The following is an 18,075-nucleotide window of genomic DNA, read 5'->3' as shown; positions in this document are numbered from 1 at the left end:
TTTTTTTTTCGCTCTCTTAACAAACATTGCCGTCAATCGAGCGGAGTCAGCACTAAGCTTACTCGGTAACGGGTTTTCTAACGCGAATATTCAGCTCTTTCAACTGTTTATCACTTACTTCACCTGGTGCTTGAGTCAGCAAACAGGTCGCACTTTGCGTTTTCGGGAAGGCAATCACATCACGGATTGAAGCAGAGCCTGTCATCAACATAACAAGGCGATCCAAGCCAAATGCCAAACCACCGTGTGGTGGCGCACCAAACTTCAATGCATCTAGCAAGAAGCCGAATTTCTCTTCTTGCTCTTCTTCACTGATGTTTAGTAGCTCAAATACAGTTTCTTGCATAGAAGACTGGTGAATACGGATCGAACCACCACCCAACTCAGTGCCGTTCAAGACCATGTCGTAGGCTTGAGACAATGCATTTAGAGGGTCCGCTTTCAACGCTTCTGGAGAGCAAGAAGGCGCAGTGAAAGGATGGTGAATCGCAGTAATGCCGCCATCGGAAGTTTCTTCGAACATTGGGAAGTCAACTACCCATAAAGGCGCCCACTCGCAAGTGTACAGATCAAGATCTTCACCTAGCTTGCAGCGTAATGCGCCCAATGCTTCGTTAACCACTTTCGCAGAGTCAGAACCAAAGAAGATCAAATCACCGTCTTCAGCTTCAAGGCGTGTTAGCAACTCTTGGCGAACTTCAATTGGCAAGAATTTAACAATTGGAGACTGTAGGCCTTCTTCAAGGTTAGATTTGTCGTTTACCTTGATGTAAGCCAAGCCTTTCGCGCCATAAATACCGACAAACTTGGTGTAATCATCGATTTGCTTACGTGTCAGTGAGTTACCACCAGGTACTTTCAATGCAGCAACACGACCTTTAGGGTCTTTCGCTGGGCCAGAGAAGACTTTAAAGTCAACCTCAGCCATCAAGTCAGACACAGTAACTATGGTCAATGGAATACGTAGATCTGGCTTGTCACTACCGTAAGTTTCCATGGCTTCTGAGTATGGCATGCGTGGGAAAGCGCCCAAATCGATGTCCATCAACTCTTTAAACAAGTTGGTGATCATTTCTTCGGTCATGCCCATGATTTGCTCTTCGCTCATGAAAGAGGTTTCGATGTCGACTTGAGTAAACTCAGGCTGACGATCGGCACGCAAATCTTCATCACGGAAACATTTTGCAATTTGGTAGTAGCGATCAAAGCCAGACACCATCAACAGCTGTTTAAACAGTTGAGGAGACTGTGGAAGAGCAAAGAAACTGCCTTGTTGCGTACGGCTAGGTACTAAGTAGTCACGTGCACCTTCAGGAGTTGCACGAGTCAAAATTGGCGTTTCGATGTCTAAGAAGCCGTTGTCATCTAGGTAACGACGCAATACCGACGTTACTTTTGAACGGAAACGCATTTTTTGCTGAATTTCTGGGCGACGCAAATCGATAAAACGATTTTTCAAACGTACGTCTTCACCAACAGACTGATGCTCATCAAGCTGGAATGGTGGCGTTTGTGCCGCATTAAGGATCTCAAGCTCCAAGCCAAGAACTTCGATTTCACCCGTGTTCATATTTGGGTTAACCGTGCCTTCTGGACGAGCGCGAACAAGACCTTTTAGCTTAACAACAAATTCGTTACGAACGCTGTCTGCAAGAGCAAAACTGTCGGCACGATCTGGATCAAAAACAACCTGCGTAATACCTTCGCGGTCACGCACGTCTAAGAAAATAACCCCACCGTGGTCACGGCGACGATGTACCCAACCACATAAAGTGATTTCTTGTGAAATGTTAGAAGCATTTAATTCGCCGCAATAATGGCTGCGCATAATTTCTATCCTATTACTGTCTCAGTAAGAGAGTGGAGTGTTCTTTGTTCGCTTTTTGTTAAACCAGAAAACACAAAATCTTTTCTATATAAGGCGGAAAACAAAAAGCCAAAATATTTTAAGGCAAAGCATTATATGCGAACCTAGTCATACTCTCTAGAGCAAGAGAGAAATTTGTCTATAACAGACCCATCTTCATAACACACTGACTATTTCGTAAACAGTTTCTTTGCCCGATTGCTTTAACCCCACATCATCTCCTTCCATTTTTCCCATTAAAGTCAAGCCAACTGGGCTCGACGGGGTCACCAAAAAGACACTTCCCTCACCCTCAATATCAATACTTAGGCCACCAGCACAGGCAGAAAGGTAAAACCACTTCAATCCTGACACCGAACAGTCCTGCGTTTGCAGCCCGACCAAAGCCCCCAGCTTTATTTCATCCTGTGGAGTAAAAAGCAGCGCCTTGTGGTTTGAAAAGTGGAGATAATCATTTTCACATTCGAGCACTCGTTGCGATTGTCCGTGGGCAAGGTAAGACGCCTCTAAACCAAAGGTGTCGTACTTGTTCTCTGCCACACTTTCCTCGCTGGTAGCCGCGTCATAGGCTTGCCGCGCCGCCCATTGCGCTGTTTCAAAACGTTTTTTAAGGGCACTCACAATGAGCTCATAGACAGATATTTTATTCATAAATTGCTACTTTATTTTGTTTTCTCACCCTACCCCCACTTGCCGCTCTTGTTTTGCCCCGCCCTCTTGTTGCAATGAATAAGCAAGTTACAAGGAAGCCGTGACGCGCAGCCAAACCTCAATTGACATTATCAACTGAGAAATATAGACTGATAATCGTTCTCAAATGAGAGGGTAGATTATGTCATTAAACCTTGATGAATCACTGCATAGACTCATACATTGCTATAAATCGGAGATAAAAAACGCTATCACCGAATCAAATTTGAGCCTTCATGTTGGCCATATACGAGCATTAAAATGCATTCAGAGGATTCCTAATTGCAGCGCTCAGATCATTTCCAAGAAAATGAATCTGGATAAATCACAAATCGCTCGGATTATAAAAGAACTGCAGACTAAAGGGCACATAGAAAAACACCCTAACCCGGACAATCATAGAAGTCAGCTGTTAGTCCTGACGGAGCAAGGCAAACAAGCCATAGACACCATCACAACACTTGATGGTGAGACTTCGTTAAAAATGACCAATGGGCTGACCGAACAGCAGATACATGATTTCAAACATTACGTAGAAATCATGACTAAAAATTTATGCGCATAATACATTATATTCAGGAGAAACTTATGAGTAGACCACAGCCAAGAGAGCTCGTTGTCATTAGCAGCACATTAGTGACGCCACACATGCTTAGAGTCACCCTAGGCGGCGAAAACATAAGTACCATGCCCGAAGATCAAGAAAGCGGCTACGTAAAACTTATTTTCCCAAGCGACAGCGGCCGCCTAATGCGCACTTACACGATTCGCAAACAACGTGCAGATGCCATCGACATTGACTTTATGCTACACGAAGACTCTGGCCCAGCCTCTTCATGGGCAAAAAATGCCAAGCCTGGCGATCGCATTTTAGTCGGCGGCCCAGGGCCTAAAAAAATGATCGAGGAGTCTGCCGAATGGCAACTATTGATCGGCGACATGACCGCTCTGCCTGCGATCAGCGTCAATCTTGAAACCTTGCCTGCCAGCGCCAAAGGGTATGCGGTAATAGAAGTGGTGTCTGAAGACGATATCCAACCTCTTAACCACCCTGCCGGCATCGAACTTAAGTGGGTCATTAACTCTCACCCAGGCAGCGACGATCAAGCCTTGCTGAAAGAAGTTCAAGCGCTTAACTGGTTGTCTGATGATGTTTCTGTATGGGCTGCTTGTGAATTTGGCAGCATGAAGGCACTACGCCGCTTCTTCAAAGAAGAGAAGAAAGTCCCTAAAGACAAACTTTATATCTCAAGCTACTGGAAACAAGGCAGCAACGAAGACCAGCACAAGGCAGTAAAACGCGCCGATGCAGAAACCGTATAACAAGCTACGACTGTCAGTGGTTTGCGCGCACTAAGGTTAACCCTAAACCAAAAAAAACCAGCTTCATAATGAAGCTGGTTTTTTTGTTTCAGCAGTTGCTGATCAATTACAAGCGCACTTGCTCAACAATCAAATCGATCACATCGTCTACTTTGCTTTCAGCGATTTCGATGTCGGCGATATTAGTGTCAGACACCAATAAAGTCACACCCGTTTCACGAATCAAAGCGGCTTCCGCTGCGCTCGCATCGGCTTTCGCTAATGCCACCACTCCTTGACGAAGTAATAGTCGCTCAATGGATTCGGCTTGCGCTAACGCATCAGCAGTCAAAGCAATAACCGCAGGCTTCTGGCCAAGACGAGCAGCACGGTCTTCCGCACTCACAATCTTGTCTTCATCTAGGTCAGCAATGGCTTGCTCGACCATACCAGCACCAACCGTTACGTTAGTTAGACGGTCAATAACAATCAGAGCGCCGGTGAAACGACTGTTAGTGTATTCATCAAACGCGACTGGCGCGTCAAATTGAATCACACAATCGCCAATGCCATTTAGCTCAAGAGCTGAAATTTCGCTGGTTTCTAAGGTGTTTACATCAATACGGTGATTAAAGTGATGCACTTTACCCGGTACTGTTTGTGTGCCCAATTTAAAGTCATACAACTTACCCGGCACCAATGGCTGATCGGCCATCCACACAACAGATGCTCGTAACGCAGAAGAAATCAATGGCTCTTGGTCTAGGTGTGCCAACATGTCACCACGACTGATATCAATCTCATCTTCTAGAGTAATGGTCACCGCTTGACCCGCTTTCGCAGACTCAAGGTTGCCATCGTAAGTTACGATCTCGGCGACTTTCGATTTTTTGCCTGAAGGCAAAGCAACGACCTCATCACCTGGCTTAACCACACCTGCAGCTATGGTTCCAGAAAAACCACGGAAATCCAAGTTTGGACGGTTCACATACTGCACTGGCAAGCGGAAAGAATCGCGTTTTACGTCGCGATTGATCTGCACGGTTTCCAAGATCGCCATCAACGGCTTACCTTGGTACCAAGGTGTGTTCTCAGAGGCGTTAACTACGTTATCACCTTGCAACGCAGACATAGGCACAAAGTGGATATCCGCAGGTTTACGATCGCCAAGTTGCTCTACAAAGGCCAAGTAATCCGCTTGAATTTCATTGTATTTCTCTTCAGAGAAATCCACCAAATCCATTTTGTTTATCGCCACAACAACGTGCTTAATGCCCAATAACGCAGCAATATAAGAATGACGGCGAGTTTGTGTTTGCACTCCGTAACGGGCATCGATCAAGATAATCGCCAGGTCACAAGTGGACGCGCCGGTTGCCATGTTACGTGTGTATTGCTCGTGCCCTGGTGTGTCCGCAATGATAAATTTGCGCTTCTCAGTAGAGAAATAACGGTACGCCACATCGATGGTAATACCCTGCTCGCGCTCCGCTTGCAGGCCATCAACCAAAAGCGCCAAATCTACGCCTTCGCCTTGAGTACCAGATTTTTTACTGTCACGTTTTACCGCTTCTAAATGATCTTCATAAATCAATTTAGAATCATGCAGCAAACGACCAATAAGGGTGCTTTTGCCATCGTCTACGTTGCCACAAGTAAGCAAACGCAGTAGATCTTTTTCTTCATGTTGTTTCAAATAGCCAAGTATGTCTTGGCTGATCAATTCTGACTGGTGAGACATTCGTTACTCCAAACTTTCTTTACTTCAAACTTAGAAGTAGCCCTGTTTCTTTTTCTCTTCCATTGACCCAGCGGAGTCATGGTCGATCATTCTGCCTTGGCGCTCTGAACTGGTGGTGAGCAACATTTCCTGGATGATTTCAGGCAATGTGTCTGCTTCAGATTCCACCGCACCGGTCAGCGGGTAACAGCCAAGCGTACGGAAACGAACAGACTTCATTTCAGGCGTTTCGCCATTTAACGGCATACGCTCATCATCAACCATGATCAAGGTGCCATCACGCTCAACAACAGGACGTTTAGCAGAGAAGTAAAGTGGAACAATTGGAATACTTTCCAAATAGATGTATTGCCAGATATCCAGCTCCGTCCAGTTAGATAATGGGAAAACACGAATGCTTTCGCCTTTATTTACTTTACCGTTATAGATATTCCATAACTCTGGACGCTGGTTTTTTGGGTCCCAACGGTGTTGCTTATCACGGAAGGAGTAGACGCGCTCTTTGGCACGGGATTTCTCTTCGTCACGACGAGCGCCACCAAAGGCCGCATCAAAACCGTATTTATCTAACGCTTGTTTTAGACCTTGGGTCTTCATTACGTCGGTGTGCGTCGCACTACCGTGAGTAAATGGTCCAATGCCTTGATCAATCCCTTCTTGGTTTTGATGAACAATCAGTTCTAGCCCTAATTTGGCAACCAATTCATCACGGAAAGAGATCATTTCTTTAAATTTCCAACCTGTGTCCACGTGCATCAATGGAAACGGTGGTTTACCAGGATAGAATGCTTTCATGGCAAGGTGCAGCATCACTGCTGAATCTTTACCAATGGAATAAAGCATTACTGGATTGTCAAATTCAGCAGCAACTTCACGAATAATGTGAATGCTTTCAGCTTCTAGCTGTTTTAGGTGAGTCAGTCTTGCCTCTGTCATAATTTCCCATCTCTGTTGTAAGGCTTGAGCATTTTTTTCACTATAACATGCCTTTACGTTATAAAAACCATTACAACTAGACGATGTTGATATATGGATATTAAAAAAGGCTCATAAGCTGAGCCTTTATAGAAAACCAACACACCAGAAAACCCAGACAGGCTAAGGGTTTGGCAAGTTTCTCATCACCAAACCATAATCAACACCCTCAGGTCTTACCGGCATAGGAATGCGCACCACGTACCCAGAACCCGGCGCCACATCCACTCGCACGCCCTTGTTATTCTCCATGTCTGTTAGCTCGATCACCTGACTGCCCGCTGGCGTCATTAGCTCTAAGCTGTCTCCTACCTTAAAACGATTTTTCACATCGATGGTTAACCAGCCGTTATGCCAATCCGACATTTCGCCAACAAATTGCTGCTGTGTAGAGATGGATTTTCCATGTTGATAATTCTGATATTTATCGTGTACATGACGGCGGTAAAAGCCTTCGGTGTAACCCCGATGCGCTAGCCCTTCTAATTTATCCATCAACCCCATATCAAACGCTTTGCCATAGGTTGCATCGTCAATGGCTTGGCGATAAAGCTGGGCGGTGCGAGCGGCATAAAAGTGTGATTTTGTACGCCCTTCAATCTTTAATGAATGCACTCCCATTTCGATCAATTTTTCTACATGCTGAATCGCCCGTAGGTCACGGCTGTTCATAATGTAGGTACCATGCTCGTCTTCAAAGGCGGGCAAAAACTCCCCTTCACGCCCCTGCTCTCGCAGTAGCACCACGTCATCAAAGGGTGTACCAAGACCTAAGGTTGTGTGCTCTTTCGGTTCAAAAATCTGTGCTCCTAAGTGACTATCATCCGCGGGTACTATGTCGCCACTGAGGTCTTCTTTGGCGGCTTTTACATCGTATTGCCAACGACAAGAATTGGTACAAGAGCCTTGGTTCGGGTCACGACGATTAAAATACCCAGACAACAAACAGCGTCCTGAATAGGCAATACACAAGGAGCCATGCACAAAGGTTTCAATTTCCATATCGGGCACCATGGTGCGGATCTCGCCGATTTCTTCAAGCGACAGTTCACGCGACAAAATCACTCGACTCAAACCATAATCACGCCAAAATTTCACCGTTGCCCAGTTCACGGCATTGGCTTGTACCGACAAATGGATTGGCATATGGGGAAACTTCTCTTTGACCAACATCATCATGCCAGGGTCGGACATTATTAACGCATCAGGCCCCATTTCAACAACCGGCTCAATGTCGTTCAGGTAGGTTTTTATTTTCGCATTGTGCGGCGCGATATTGCTGGCCACATAGAAGCGTTTACCTTGTTTGTGCGCTTCTTCGATACCAACGGCCAAGTTCTTCATATCGAAGTCATTATTGCGCACTCGTAAACTATAACGGGGTTGCCCTGCATAAACAGCATCGGACCCATAGGCAAACGCGTAACGCATATTTTTCAGGGTACCAGCAGGGGAAAGTAATTCGGTCATAACAGCACTAACTTTTGATGAAAAAGAATTGCCGCATTCTACCCAAACTCTTCTGTGACGCTATTTACAGGCACAAAAAAGGCCGAGCAAGTCGGCCTTTCCATGATTTACATCAAACTAATTTGCCCCTGAACTCAACTGTTGCTGAAGTAAGAGCTGGTTAATTTGTTTATTTAAACGCAACACTTGAGCGTTCATTTGTGAGCGGAATGCATCAATGGCGTTAATCGCATCCTGTTGCGTGGCTAAGGTGCGTTTTATTTCAGCCAATTCTTCTGCACTCGCCGCATTAGGCTTATTAGCCAATGTGTCGAGTTTTTTCTCCAGTGAGTCGATGTCTTGTGACGCTTGATCTAGGCTTAACGCTTGCGCTTCGCCCTGACCTTTTTGCGCAGCCACTTGCTTTTCTAAGCCGTTCAATTTGGTCGAAACAGACGACCAATCCCGGCTTATTGGCTTAACGGCTTTGTCCAATTCCGCTACCGAAACAATCAACTTGTTATAATTGGCTTCTAATTCGTTAAAAGCATCGCTTTGAATCGCCACTCGTTGGCTTTGCGTCGACACCGCTTCGTTCATAATAGAAAGCTTTTTCTGCATCGCAGCAATGGCATCTGTGTGTGCGGCCAAGGTTTTGCGATTAGTATCATAAGCAACGCCCCATAACTTACGAATTTCACTGTCATGGTTTTTTAAGGTTTGCTCAACCGTCTCACCCTGCTTATTTGCAGAAACATCGGCGGCCAAAAATTGGTGGTCGAGGTTTTCAATTTGACCTTTTGCACTCGACAACTCGGCACGCAACTGCATGTTTTGCTGCCACAACCAATAACCAGCACCACTGGCTGCGGCAAGGATAAGAATAAGTAAAATGTACACTCCCACCAAACTCGGTTTTTTGTAGGCGGTTGCCCCTGCTGGAGGAACGGCGGCCCGAGTAGGTGGCGGATTTAATCGGCGTTTTGGTGTACTGGCGGTCGCCCTTCTCTCACTGACCTCATCTTGGTCTAGCGTTAGGCTTGGAATTTCAACGTTTTCGTCTCTAGGCATAGAAATCTTTCGTCTTCGCTATCAATAAAAATTATGGAATTAATAACCATACAAACTTAATGAATATTATATTCGAAAGTTCAATGGTACTATATAAGCACCATTAACTGCTTGATAACAAGCATTTTTCGTTAATATAAAGCAAGGAGAATTGAAATGGCTTTTGAATTACCCGCTCTTCCTTATGCTAAAGATGCACTAGAGCCACATATGTCTGTAGAGACACTTGAGTATCACTACGGCAAGCACCACAACACGTACGTAGTAAAACTTAATGGCTTGGTTCCTGGTACTGAATACGAAAACAAATCTCTTGAAGAGATCATCACTTCCGCGCCAGCGGGCGGTGTTTTCAATAACGCAGCGCAAATCTGGAACCACACTTTCTTCTGGAACAGCCTAAGTCCAAATGGTGGCGGTGAGCCAACTGGCGCACTTGCTGATGCCATCAACGCAAAATGGGGCTCTTTCGCTCAGTTCCAAGAAGCGTTCAATGACAAAGCGGTTAACAACTTCGGTTCTAGCTGGACTTGGTTGGTTAAAACTGCTGACGGTTCTCTAGACATCGTCAACACAAGCAACGCTGGCACACCAATGACAGATGGCCTAACGGCTATTATCACTGTTGATTTGTGGGAACACGCTTACTACATTGACTACCGCAATGTACGTCCTGACTACCTTAAAGGTTTCTGGGCATTGGCTAACTGGGAATTTGCAGCAGCAAACTTCGCAGCTTAAGCTACTCGACACTGCAGTCAAAAAAACGCGGCTTAGTCCGCGTTTTTTATTGCCTATTAAATGCACATTAAGACTAGTCGCCTTCCAATTCAGCCTTAACCGCCAATTTAGCTTGAATAAACTCAGAGTGCGCAACAAACAGCAACTCACTAATACGACGAATCCGATGATCTTCATAAGCGTCAATCACGCCATCAGCAAACGCCACTCGCCATAAACCCTTAATCAACTCAATTTTTTGCTCGATACTCGCAGACTCATTAATGACTTTGGTAAATTGATAAAAGTCATTGGCATCAGCAATGCCAGCTTTGGCCTCTTCATAAAGCTCTTCGACACTGCTACCAAGGTCGGTTACTTCCCGTAAAAAACGCTTTACTTGCTGTACTTCGCTGTCATCAATCGTGTCGTCTGCCATCACAACTTCCATCATTAACGACGCGACCGCTCTTTGATAACTTATTTGCTCTTCAGGTTCTGCCGACACTTGAAACAAACTCTTTAGGACATGAAACATGCACTCTCCATATTCTGATTATGCATCGACAAACGAAGCTCATCGATCAATACATTAGGAAATTGACGGTAATCCAAATAGGGACACCAAATACGACGACCTGCCATAAACGCTCTATGGCGCTCACCTAAGACATTCGCCTCTGCAGGCACTGGCACTTGCTCACGAAACCCATTGCCAACAAAAAATACTCGAGCACTAAGCGATGCTATTGCGTCGCTCGAAAACACCACCGCCACCTTGGTGTTGAGCATTTCATCACGCCATTGACGCCAATGTGTTAACTCTACTGCGGTGAGCTTTGCCATAATGGTCATGATTTTTCGCCAATGATTGCCATTGGCTTCAATCAAGGCCGCTACGTAACCCTGCCTTTGCACAGCGCCTTCCTCTGGTGCAATCGGCTGGTTTGGTAACACAAACACATACTCAGCCCGCTCTAGCATCTTGCTCATGGATATACCGGACGCGTCAAGATGCGTCATTCTAGTCACCACTTTCTGTTCACCCATACTCGTTTATCAGTGTAATAGAAGCATTCTACCAGACTTAGGATATACAGGTGACTTTGGTCAAGAGTATGTAATAACAAGGCAGATGTTAGCCAATCAAGCCTCTAACAGGATATAATATTAGAATATTCTAATGTATATTAGATTGACACTTTTATAGACCCCCATGGAGCCCATGATGAACCACTTATATAACCCCTTACTGGGCGGACTGCTGATCGGCCTTGCCGCGGCCATTTACCTTATTACATCAGGCCGAGTTGTTGGCATTAGCGGCATGCTCGCCCAAAGCCTGTTCAACAAAAACAAACGACTACCATTGATCTTTTTACTTGGGCTCATCATTGGTGGCAGCGCATATGGAATATTAACCCAGCAGACAACCCCCTTCCCCGAGATAAGAAGCCCATGGCTAATGATTCTTTCAGGCTTACTCGTTGGCTACGGCACGCGCTTAGGTAACGGCTGCACCAGCGGTCACGGGGTATGTGGATTAGCCCGCCTGTCACCACGCTCGATAGTGGCAACCGCGACTTTTATTAGTTGCGCCATCATCACGGTCTTATTAACCCACTGAGGAAATCGTCATGCTTATGTTAATTACTTTAGTTTGTGGCCTCCTGTTTGGCTTTGGTCTCGCCCTGTCAGAAATGACCAACCCTGCGGTGGTGATTGGCTTTTTGGATATTTTTGGCCATTGGAACCCTTCTCTGATCATCGTCATGGCCGCTGCGGTTTCGGTGAGCATGTTGGGCTACAAAATCAGCAAAAAACAAAGCGTACCTTTACTTGCTGACTCCTGGTCGCTGCCTACTACTCGGCTGATCGACCGCAAGCTGCTGACTGGCAGCGCCCTCTTTGGTATCGGCTGGGGACTCAGTGGCTATTGCCCAGGACCTGGATTAACCGCCGTGATAAACAACCCGCAAGAAGGCATTTATTTTGTGCTTGCCTTAGTGGCTGGCAGCGCACTTTACCAATTTCAGAACAAGAAATAATCACCACCTAAGGGCAACCTATTGCGTTGCCCTAAATTTCTGTTTTTTCAGCGTAAAAAACAGAAAAAATACTTGACGCTAACGCCCTAGGGTTTTAAATTGCGCCCGCGTCATTTGCTGAACATAATCCGCACCGCTTCAACTGCTGCGCTAGTCGCTTAAGGCTCTCAAGCCGGATAAGTAACAGCCATAAGTAGGATGGGGGGAGGTAAAGACGTTCCATTACTTAAATCCGGTTTATGTTTAGCCAATAAGGAGCTTTATTCCATGTCTATTGACGTCCATTCTTTCTATACTCCAGAGCGTTTTGCTCGCTTCAAAGCCTTCGCAGAAACAAAAGAAACCCCTTTTGTTGTGATTGATACTGAGATCGTTGATGAAGCCTATACGGAACTGACCACAGGTTTTCCTGCAGCCGATATCTTTTACGCCATCAAAGCCAATCCAGCACCAGAAATTTTGACCTTATTACGCGATCGAGGCTCAAATTTTGACGTTGCCTCACGCTACGAGCTGGACAAATTATTGGCTATTGGTGATGTCGCTCCTGAACGTGTGAGCTATGGCAACACGATCAAAAAAGCACAAGACGTACGCTACTTTTATGAGAAAGGTGTGCGCATGTTCGCCACTGACTCCGAAGCGGATTTGCGCAACATTGCTAAGGCGGCACCAGGCTCTCGAGTTTACGTGCGCATCTTAACCGAAGGCACACAAACGGCTGACTGGCCGTTGTCGCGTAAATTTGGCTGTCGCCCTGATATGGCAATGGATTTATTGGTGCTAGCAAAAGAGCTTGGCTTGATTCCTTACGGTATCTCTTTTCATGTAGGCTCTCAGCAACGTGATATTGGTGCTTGGGATGCCGCCATTGCTAGCGTTAAAGTGATCTTCGAGCGACTAAAAGAAGAAGACAATATTGAGCTTCAGATGATCAACATGGGCGGTGGTTTTCCAGCCAACTACATCACCCGCACCAACGAACTGTCCACTTACGCTGAGGAAATTTCACGTTTCTTAGAGGAAGATTTTGGCACTGATTTACCACGTATCATACTTGAGCCTGGCCGCTCTTTGATTTCTAACGCCGGCGTATTAGTGAGCGAGGTTGTATTAATCGCACGCAAATCCAACACCGCGCTAAACCGTTGGATCTACACAGACGTAGGCAAATTCTCAGGCCTGATTGAAACCTTGGATGAGGCGATCAAGTACCCTATCCATGTGGATAAAAAAGGCGAGCTAGAAGAAGTGATTATTGCCGGACCAACCTGTGACAGTGCCGACATTTTGTACGAAAACTACAAATACGGCTTGCCTTTGAACTTGGCCATTGGCGATCGCATGTATTGGCTGTCCACAGGCGCCTACACGACCACTTACAGTGCGGTTGAGTTTAACGGCTTCCCTCCTCTGGCGTCTTATATTATTTAATCAAAGACTAGACTAGAAAACCTCGCCGGCAGCCACCGAGCGAGGTTTTTTTTATGCGCTATAACTAGCCATGGAAAAGCCCTTGGATACAGGCTTGCAGACACTCGTAAGTTAAGGATAATGAATAGGGTCTTTCATAAGGAGAACATCTTGTCCCACTCTGTTAGCGAGCTTCGCATATATCCAATAAAATCCATTAAAGGCATCTCTCTGCCCACCAGCCAAGTCCATTTAGATGGTTTATTAGGCGATCGACGCTACATGATCATTAAACCTAACGGCGACTTCTTAACCGGTAGAGAACACCCTACACTCACCTTGCTCGCGGCCTCGCCATTGCCTGATGCACGCTGGCAATTCAGCCACCCTAAGGCAGCCTCTCCTTTAGAACTGGATCCAAAAACCTTTTCTAAACAGTACCAAGAGGTGATCATTTGGGACAATCCTGTCAGCGGCCAACTCTGCTCCAGCGCCGCAGACCAGTGGTTAAGCAAGATACTAGAGGAAGAAGTAAAATTGGTGTATTTTGGCGATCAATCAGCACGCACCACCAGCCGTCGCCCAGATAAACCCGTCGCCTTTGCCGATGGCTATCCGTTTCTACTGACCACCAGCGCTTCCCTAGCAGAGCTGAACAAGCATTGCCCTGAAACAATACAAATGGCGCAGTTTCGCCCCAACATTGTTGTCGACGGCGGCCTTCCTTTTGCCGAAGACAGCTGGCAGCGGATCAAGATTGGTGAGGTTATCTTCGAAAATGTTAAACCTTGCGAACGCTGTATTTTTACCACAATTAACCCTGATACTGGCGAGCGCAGCAGGAAAGGCGAGCCGATGAAAACCCTAGGGAAATTTCGTCTAGTTAAGAAAGAAGGCGTGCTATTTGGCATCAATCTGATTGCCGAAAACACTGGCACAATCAGTCAAGGCGATTCGGTTGAGATTTTAAGCTACCAAGAAGCACCAATACTGGATGATAGACGAGTCTAAAACCACAAGTTTAAGTCCCACCCTCGTCTAACAACAGGAGCTGTAACCTTGCCCCATAAGCACAAAAAAAGGGAAGCCATTCGGCTTCCCTTTTTAATTTCGAACGAGAAATCGTTATTAGACTTCTTGTTTCGCCAAATACTCGTCGTAAGTACCGTGGAAATCCACAACACCTTCGCTGGTAACTTCCACAATGCGTGTCGCCAAAGAAGATACGAACTCACGGTCATGGGAAACGAAAATCAAGGTACCTGGGTAGTTTTCTAGCGCCAAGTTCAATGACTCGATAGATTCCATGTCCATGTGGTTTGTCGGCTCATCCATTACCAATACGTTGGGCTTTTGCAGCATCAACTTACCGAACAACATACGACCTTGCTCACCACCAGAAAGTACTTTAACGGACTTTTTAATGTCATTTTGTGAGAACAATAGACGTCCTAGGGTGCCGCGAATAACTTGCTCGTCATCGCCTTCTTGCCCCCATTGTCCCATCCACTCAACCAGATCAACGTCTTTTTCAAACTCGTGAGCATGGTCCTGAGCGTAATAACCGATGTTGGCATTTTCAGACCATTTTACTGTACCGCTGGTCAGCTCTGTGTCACCCACCAAACATTTCAATAGGGTCGTTTTACCAATGCCGTTTGGCCCAATAACCGCAATGCGCTCACCCACTTCAACCATCATATTCAAGCCGCTGAACAATTGCTCATCGTAAGACTTAGCCAGTTTTTCAACTTGAACCGCCATACGGTGCAATTTCTTCTCTTGTTCAAAGCGAATAAACGGGTTTTGACGACTAGACGGCTTAACGTCTTCCAACTGAATTTTATCAATTTGCTTAGCACGAGAAGTCGCTTGCTTGGATTTGGAAGCGTTGGCAGAGAAACGACTAACGAAGGATTTAAGTTCGTTAATTTGCGCTTTTTTCTTCGCGTTATCAGACAACAGACGCTCACGAGCTTGTGTCGCTGCCGTCATGTACTCATCGTAATTACCAGAGAACAGACGCAATTCACCGTAATCCAAGTCCGCCATGTTAGTACACACAGAGTTTAGGAAGTGACGGTCATGGGAAATGATGATCATGGTGCAGTTACGCTCAACCAAAACCCCTTCCAACCAACGAATAGTGTTGATATCCAAGTTGTTGGTAGGCTCGTCTAGTAGCAAGATTTCTGGATCAGAAAACAAGGCCTGCGCCAGCAATACACGCAATTTCAAACCTGGAGCCACTTCGCTCATCAAGCCGTAATGCTGCTCAGTAGGAATACCCACCCCTAGCAACAACTCTCCGGCACGAGCGTCTGCTGTGTAACCGTCCATTTCAGCAAATTCTGCTTCAAGATCACCAGCACGCAGACCATCTTCTTCGGTCATTTCTGGGTTAGCGTAAATCGCGTCTTTTTCAGATTTTACTGCCCACAATTCTGTGTGCCCCATGATCACAGTGTCGATCACAGAATATTCTTCGTAAGCAAATTGATCCTGCTTCAATTTACCTAGGCGCTCGTTCGGGTCTTTGGATACGTTACCTGAACTTGGCTCTAGATCGCCACCTAGGATTTTCATGAAAGTGGATTTACCACATCCATTTGCACCGATAAGGCCGTAGCGCTTGCCTTCAGCAAACTTAACGGAAACATTTTCAAACAAAGGTTTGGCACCAAATTGCATGGTGATATTGGCAGTTATTAACAAGGCAATCTTCCACTATTCATGAAGTAAATTTAGGCGCTTTCTCCAAGCCACCCTTGATGGCGCGTATTATCGCACAAATCCCTCTCACTCTTTAAGCCACAAAATCATTATTGCGCACAATAAAACGAACAAAGGGTTTTCGAGCAATAGGTTTAGAGACAAAATACTGGCTATTTTTGAACGCTTGGTTACAAATACACGCTGAGCGTAACCAGAGAACACAAAAAACGCCTTTTCTTTAATAGGCAAAAAGCTTCACACTATATGTAAAGATAACCGCTTAAGAATCTTTATCGGTAACCGATAATATAAGTAACTAACACCGGCGGGGGAACCAGATGCATACCGTCCAAGCAAATGAAACAGATTATGATATTTCGCCAAAGAAGCTTAAAGAAGGCTCTATTTTCGGCGCATTATCACCTGATGCCATTCAATACCTTCTAGATAACGGCATCATCCACGAAGCTCATCAAGGCGACGAAGTTTTCCATTACAACGACAAAGGAGAAAGCTTTTATGCGGTTCTCCATGGCAGCCTAGACTTCTTTAAGCAACATGACCATAAAGCACTTCATACCAGAGACATTGGCTTTGGTGAGGCTCTTGGCTTTGTCTCCATGATCGCATTACATGACAGAGTAGGCACCGCTTATGCCAAAGAAGACAGCTTGCTACTGGAGGTCTCAAGCACCCTATTTAGCGACTTTCACGACCAATACCCATTTGATTTTGGTATTTTATTGATGAATCTCGCCAGAGACATGGCGCGAAATATACGAGAACTTAGTAACGCATTAGTCTCACATGAGACTGAAAGCACGCTAGAACAAGACTCTTGATACTCTTTCAGTTAGCGAGCCTAAGCACGATCAAGAAAGACTAGATGTGTACTTACGAGGTGATGTTCGGCAGCAAAAAAAAGCAAGCGACAGCGCGCTTGCTTTTCAATATAACAAATGTCTTTACTACTTTTCAGCAGCAACAACAGAAATTTCGACCAGCAACTCAGCTCTTGCCATGCGCGCTTCAACACAAGCCCGAGCTGGTGCATGCCCTTCAGGTACCCAAGCATCCCAAACCGCATTCATTGCCGCAAAGTCTTTCATATCACGAATGTAAATCGTAGCAGACAAGATATGCTCTTTATCTGAGCCCGCTTGCTCTAGCAATTTTTCGACTTTGTCCAACATAGTCGCCGTTTGCTCTGTAATGTCTGCATTGGCATCCGCAGCCACTTGCCCACAAAGGTAAATAGTACCTTGATGTTTAACAATACGGCTCATACGTTGAGCGGTTTCCATACGTGTAATTGACATAAACACATTCCTCTAATGGTGATTTAATCTATGATTGCGCACCATATTAACAAATATAAAAAAGAGAATCTCACCAAAAAAACCAATGAAAACAAAATTTGCTATGCCTATATACTAGAATTCCAGACCTTTCTGAGCCTTTATGCCTCTTTTAAAGGCATGTTTCACTTCTTTTATTTCACTAACGGTATCGGCCAGCTCAATCAACGCCTCAGAAGCCCCTCTTCCAGTCACCACTAAATGCTGCGTATCAGGCCGCTGCATCAGCGCATCCAACACTTTCTCTTCATTAAGGTATTCGTAATGTAATAAATAGGTTAATTCGTCCAACACAACCAGATCAAAACTTGGGTCCGCTAACATGCTAGCGGCCTGTTGCCACGCCTCATTTGACGAAGCTATGTCAGCTTCACGGTTTTGGGTTTCCCAGGTAAAACCCGACGGCATTATTTCCCATTGGACATTTGGCTGAGCTTTAAAAAAGTCAATTTCTCCGGTATTCCATTCGCCTTTTAAAAACTGAACCACGCCGACTTTCATACCATGGCCTAACGCTCGGGCTACCATACCCAACGCCGAACTTGATTTCCCCTTACCATTACCGGTCAGTAATACAAAGGTGCCTTTATCCTCTTGAGCCTGCGCGATTCGCTTATCCACATGTTTTTTTATCGCTTGCATGCGCTTTTGATGCTGCTCTGGATCCTTAATCGTTTTTGCCACCCTACTCTCCTAGAATTTGTTCAAGACAATAAAAAACCTTAT

The 18,075-nt window shown here is 45.5% G+C and carries 19 protein-coding genes; 8 read left to right on the top strand and 11 right to left on the bottom strand.

Annotated features, from left to right (window positions below):
* Positions 1–58: 58 nt before the first annotated feature.
* Together aspS and DFP81_RS03175 are read right to left on the bottom strand one after the other, a co-directional pair.
* Positions 59–1,828: an aspartate--tRNA ligase gene (gene aspS, locus DFP81_RS03180; RefSeq protein WP_115896332.1), complete on the bottom strand. Its 1,770-nt coding sequence runs from the start codon at positions 1,826–1,828 to the stop codon at positions 59–61.
* 195 nt (positions 1,829–2,023) lie between these two features.
* Positions 2,024–2,518 carry a GreA/GreB family elongation factor gene (locus tag DFP81_RS03175; RefSeq protein WP_115896331.1) on the bottom strand — a complete coding sequence of 165 codons (495 nt, stop codon included), beginning with the start codon at positions 2,516–2,518 and terminating at the stop codon, positions 2,024–2,026.
* A gap of 181 nt (positions 2,519–2,699) precedes the next feature.
* Here DFP81_RS03175 and DFP81_RS03170 point away from each other — a divergent pair, with 181 nt between their 5' ends.
* Complete coding sequence (locus DFP81_RS03170) at positions 2,700–3,122, top strand: MarR family winged helix-turn-helix transcriptional regulator (RefSeq protein ID WP_115896330.1); 423 nt, start codon at positions 2,700–2,702, stop codon at positions 3,120–3,122.
* Positions 3,123–3,145: 23 nt separating this feature from the next.
* Positions 3,146–3,880, top strand: a complete 735-nt coding sequence (locus tag DFP81_RS03165; protein WP_115896329.1) for a siderophore-interacting protein — start codon at positions 3,146–3,148, stop codon at positions 3,878–3,880.
* A 106-nt stretch (positions 3,881–3,986) separates the two neighbouring features.
* Here DFP81_RS03165 and cysN read toward each other — a convergent pair whose 3' ends face one another.
* From cysN to DFP81_RS03145, 4 genes are all read right to left on the bottom strand, one after another.
* Positions 3,987–5,600, bottom strand: coding sequence for a sulfate adenylyltransferase subunit CysN (cysN, locus tag DFP81_RS03160; RefSeq protein ID WP_115896328.1), 1,614 nt, complete (start codon positions 5,598–5,600; stop codon positions 3,987–3,989).
* A gap of 30 nt (positions 5,601–5,630) precedes the next feature.
* Positions 5,631–6,536, bottom strand: a complete 906-nt coding sequence (gene cysD / locus DFP81_RS03155) for a sulfate adenylyltransferase subunit CysD (RefSeq protein WP_115896327.1) — start codon at positions 6,534–6,536, stop codon at positions 5,631–5,633.
* Between the two features lie 162 nt (positions 6,537–6,698).
* A complete protein-coding gene (gene trhP / locus DFP81_RS03150) occupies positions 6,699–8,045 on the bottom strand; it encodes a prephenate-dependent tRNA uridine(34) hydroxylase TrhP (protein WP_115896326.1) in 1,347 nt (448 codons plus the stop codon).
* Between the two features lie 117 nt (positions 8,046–8,162).
* The gene (locus DFP81_RS03145; protein ID WP_115896325.1) at positions 8,163–9,095 is read right to left on the bottom strand and encodes a hypothetical protein; all 933 of its coding nucleotides are present in this window, start codon (positions 9,093–9,095) and stop codon (positions 8,163–8,165) included.
* 156 nt (positions 9,096–9,251) lie between these two features.
* Between DFP81_RS03145 and DFP81_RS03140 the strand changes: the two genes are divergently transcribed.
* A complete protein-coding gene (locus DFP81_RS03140; RefSeq protein WP_115896324.1) occupies positions 9,252–9,836 on the top strand; it encodes a superoxide dismutase in 585 nt (194 codons plus the stop codon).
* Between the two features lie 73 nt (positions 9,837–9,909).
* On the opposite strand, the gene DFP81_RS03135 is transcribed toward DFP81_RS03140, so the two are convergent.
* Both DFP81_RS03135 and DFP81_RS03130 read right to left on the bottom strand, forming a co-directional pair.
* Positions 9,910–10,353 carry a tellurite resistance TerB family protein gene (locus DFP81_RS03135; protein WP_115896323.1) on the bottom strand — a complete coding sequence of 148 codons (444 nt, stop codon included), beginning with the start codon at positions 10,351–10,353 and terminating at the stop codon, positions 9,910–9,912.
* On the bottom strand, positions 10,338–10,838 hold the full coding sequence (locus tag DFP81_RS03130; RefSeq protein WP_115896322.1) for a DUF6942 family protein: 501 nt from the start codon (positions 10,836–10,838) through the stop codon (positions 10,338–10,340). Before DFP81_RS03130 ends, DFP81_RS03135 begins: the two co-directional genes overlap by 16 nt.
* Before the next feature lie 202 nt (positions 10,839–11,040).
* On the opposite strand from DFP81_RS03130, the gene DFP81_RS03125 reads away from it, so the two are divergent.
* The 4 genes from DFP81_RS03125 (at position 11,041) to DFP81_RS03110 (ending at position 14,287) form a co-directional block, all read left to right on the top strand.
* Positions 11,041–11,442 (top strand): YeeE/YedE family protein, encoded by a 402-nt coding sequence (locus DFP81_RS03125; RefSeq protein WP_425453660.1) that lies wholly within the window; start codon positions 11,041–11,043, stop codon positions 11,440–11,442.
* 10 nt (positions 11,443–11,452) lie between these two features.
* Positions 11,453–11,863 carry a DUF6691 family protein gene (locus DFP81_RS03120; RefSeq protein ID WP_115896320.1) on the top strand — a complete coding sequence of 137 codons (411 nt, stop codon included), beginning with the start codon at positions 11,453–11,455 and terminating at the stop codon, positions 11,861–11,863.
* 267 nt (positions 11,864–12,130) lie between these two features.
* Positions 12,131–13,297: a type III PLP-dependent enzyme gene (locus DFP81_RS03115; RefSeq protein ID WP_115896319.1), complete on the top strand. Its 1,167-nt coding sequence runs from the start codon at positions 12,131–12,133 to the stop codon at positions 13,295–13,297.
* A gap of 150 nt (positions 13,298–13,447) precedes the next feature.
* Positions 13,448–14,287 (top strand): MOSC domain-containing protein, encoded by an 840-nt coding sequence (locus tag DFP81_RS03110; protein ID WP_115896318.1) that lies wholly within the window; start codon positions 13,448–13,450, stop codon positions 14,285–14,287.
* A gap of 117 nt (positions 14,288–14,404) precedes the next feature.
* On the opposite strand, the gene DFP81_RS03105 is transcribed toward DFP81_RS03110, so the two are convergent.
* Positions 14,405–15,991, bottom strand: a complete 1,587-nt coding sequence (locus tag DFP81_RS03105) for an ABC-F family ATPase (RefSeq protein ID WP_115896317.1) — start codon at positions 15,989–15,991, stop codon at positions 14,405–14,407.
* Between the two features lie 338 nt (positions 15,992–16,329).
* On the opposite strand from DFP81_RS03105, the gene DFP81_RS03100 reads away from it, so the two are divergent.
* A complete protein-coding gene (locus DFP81_RS03100; RefSeq protein WP_115896316.1) occupies positions 16,330–16,833 on the top strand; it encodes a Crp/Fnr family transcriptional regulator in 504 nt (167 codons plus the stop codon).
* 126 nt (positions 16,834–16,959) lie between these two features.
* Here the strand turns inward: DFP81_RS03100 and DFP81_RS03095 are convergent, their stop codons facing one another.
* Positions 16,960–17,310 carry a RidA family protein gene (locus DFP81_RS03095; protein WP_115896315.1) on the bottom strand — a complete coding sequence of 117 codons (351 nt, stop codon included), beginning with the start codon at positions 17,308–17,310 and terminating at the stop codon, positions 16,960–16,962.
* A 114-nt stretch (positions 17,311–17,424) separates the two neighbouring features.
* Positions 17,425–18,033, bottom strand: a complete 609-nt coding sequence (gene cobO / locus DFP81_RS03090; protein WP_115896314.1) for a cob(I)yrinic acid a,c-diamide adenosyltransferase — start codon at positions 18,031–18,033, stop codon at positions 17,425–17,427.
* Between the last annotated feature and the right edge of the window lie 42 nt (positions 18,034–18,075).

It is taken from the genome of Marinomonas pollencensis, assembly GCF_003387375.1.
GTDB classification, from domain to species: domain Bacteria; phylum Pseudomonadota; class Gammaproteobacteria; order Pseudomonadales; family Marinomonadaceae; genus Marinomonas; species Marinomonas pollencensis.
Note: the sequence above shows the minus strand (reverse complement) of the source record. Positions and strands in the feature narration are given on the sequence as shown.

Bases quoted from the DNA above. Each gene is read 5' to 3' on its own strand.
- cysD (WP_115896327.1), bottom strand. From the start codon at position 6,536: ATGACAGAGGCAAGACTGACTCACCTAAAACAGCTAGAAGCTGAAAGC.
- DFP81_RS03115 (WP_115896319.1), top strand. From the start codon at position 12,131: ATGTCTATTGACGTCCATTCTTTCTATACTCCAGAGCGTTTTGCTCGC.
- DFP81_RS03125 (WP_425453660.1), top strand. From the start codon at position 11,041: ATGATGAACCACTTATATAACCCCTTACTGGGCGGACTGCTGATCGGC.
- DFP81_RS03145 (WP_115896325.1), bottom strand. From the start codon at position 9,095: ATGCCTAGAGACGAAAACGTTGAAATTCCAAGCCTAACGCTAGACCAA.
- DFP81_RS03170 (WP_115896330.1), top strand. From the start codon at position 2,700: ATGTCATTAAACCTTGATGAATCACTGCATAGACTCATACATTGCTAT.
- DFP81_RS03175 (WP_115896331.1), bottom strand. From the start codon at position 2,518: ATGAATAAAATATCTGTCTATGAGCTCATTGTGAGTGCCCTTAAAAAA.
- aspS (WP_115896332.1), bottom strand. From the start codon at position 1,828: ATGCGCAGCCATTATTGCGGCGAATTAAATGCTTCTAACATTTCACAA.
- DFP81_RS03130 (WP_115896322.1), bottom strand. From the start codon at position 10,838: ATGACGCATCTTGACGCGTCCGGTATATCCATGAGCAAGATGCTAGAG.
- DFP81_RS03140 (WP_115896324.1), top strand. From the start codon at position 9,252: ATGGCTTTTGAATTACCCGCTCTTCCTTATGCTAAAGATGCACTAGAG.
- DFP81_RS03135 (WP_115896323.1), bottom strand. From the start codon at position 10,353: ATGTTTCATGTCCTAAAGAGTTTGTTTCAAGTGTCGGCAGAACCTGAA.
- DFP81_RS03165 (WP_115896329.1), top strand. From the start codon at position 3,146: ATGAGTAGACCACAGCCAAGAGAGCTCGTTGTCATTAGCAGCACATTA.
- DFP81_RS03120 (WP_115896320.1), top strand. From the start codon at position 11,453: ATGCTTATGTTAATTACTTTAGTTTGTGGCCTCCTGTTTGGCTTTGGT.
- trhP (WP_115896326.1), bottom strand. From the start codon at position 8,045: ATGACCGAATTACTTTCCCCTGCTGGTACCCTGAAAAATATGCGTTAC.
- DFP81_RS03095 (WP_115896315.1), bottom strand. From the start codon at position 17,310: ATGTCAATTACACGTATGGAAACCGCTCAACGTATGAGCCGTATTGTT.
- cysN (WP_115896328.1), bottom strand. From the start codon at position 5,600: ATGTCTCACCAGTCAGAATTGATCAGCCAAGACATACTTGGCTATTTG.
- DFP81_RS03100 (WP_115896316.1), top strand. From the start codon at position 16,330: ATGCATACCGTCCAAGCAAATGAAACAGATTATGATATTTCGCCAAAG.